At 56.6% G+C, this 1,328-nt stretch carries 1 protein-coding gene; it reads right to left on the bottom strand.

Annotated features, from left to right (window positions below; genetic code table 11):
* Positions 1 to 1,216, bottom strand: a 1,216-nt coding sequence (locus A7D21_RS33985; protein WP_069553852.1) for a TolC family protein, incomplete at its 3' end; no start/stop codon positions are given.
* Between the last annotated feature and the right edge of the window lie 112 nt (positions 1,217 to 1,328).

Genomic DNA, 1,328 nt, shown 5'->3' with positions numbered 1-1,328 from the left:
GGGTAAGAGCACGTTGCTCTTCAACGTCAATCTGCTTGAGACGTGCTTCGATGAGTTCGCGTCGGGCGGCCACAACCGATTTCAAATCACCCTTGCCGGAGCGGTAGCTGGCCATGGTTAGTTCGACCTTTTCTTTAGCCAGCGGCAACAAGCTTTCCTGATTACGGTTGACTGAACGATTGAGGCGCTCGTAGTCGGCCAGTTCATCCTCTAGTTGCTGGGTATGCTCGCGTGACAGGGCTTCGCGCTCAGCCTCAAGCTGGTTTAGTTCGGCGTGCTTGGCCGCAATCTTGGGGTTTTGCCGAGAGTCAGGAAACAGCGGGAGATCCCATGAAAACTGCACGCTGACCATATCACCGAACTGTTGGCCGCGATGCTGATAGTCGAATTCCCAGCTCCAGTCAGATTGCTTTTCCGCCTTAGCTTCACGAATCTTGGCTTGTGCTTCTCGGGTCATCGGCACAAAAGCAGCTAGTTCGGGGTGATGTTGCAGCTTATGGGAGTAACCAGAGGTTTCGATGGGCCAATCAGGCAAGCTGCCCACCGGTTTGTCATTGGCGGCAGGGCCAATCCAGCGCTTGAGGGCAGCCCGGGCCTGCGCACGTTGGCGAACTAAATCATCCTGCAGCTCGGCCAGTTGAGCAGCTTCCTGTTTAGGTGTGACCGCATCGGCGGGTTGAGCGCGGCCACCCGCAATCTGTGACCGGACGGTATCGCTTAGAAGACGGTTTTCTTTATAGAAGTCCTGGAACATCACATCTTTACGCTCAACCGAGTAGCTACTGATCCAGGCCAGTGCCGTGGACTGTCGGACGTTCAGACGCGCCACTCGACGCTCGGCGGACGCTCTATCAACAGCCGCATCCGCGACCTCGATACGTGCTTTGCGCTTGTCGCTGTTAGGCATCTCCTGCCTGATCCCGACCACTTGCATGGTCATGAAGTCCTGGTCGATGCTCCATCTGTCGGGACCACCAATGGGGTAGTTCTGGACGCCCAGCAGTAGCTTGGGATCTGGTAGTTCGCCAGCGGGAACGGCCGCGCTGGTGGCTGCTTGAATTTTGGCGTCTTGTGCGGTCAACGACGGTGCATTGTTTTCGGCCAGCCGCAAAGCTTCATCGAGTGTCAATACGCCAGCGAGGCACGGCAATGCCAGTACGCTTGCCGCCAGGCCGGCCACAAGGGACCAACCTGTGCAATAGCACTTGAAGTTCATGTTCACGATTCCTGTGATGATCCACCGCGCGCTTCATAAGACATGCGCGCAGATATGCCATCCCGCTAAAGCGGAATGAGGCTCAGTGTGGTACAGGAATCAAGTACGGGGC

Origin of the sequence: Pseudomonas sp. AP19 (assembly GCF_001728855.1) — a bacterium.
Classification (GTDB): domain Bacteria; phylum Pseudomonadota; class Gammaproteobacteria; order Pseudomonadales; family Pseudomonadaceae; genus Aquipseudomonas; species Aquipseudomonas fluorescens.
Note: the sequence above shows the minus strand (reverse complement) of the source record. Positions and strands in the feature narration are given on the sequence as shown.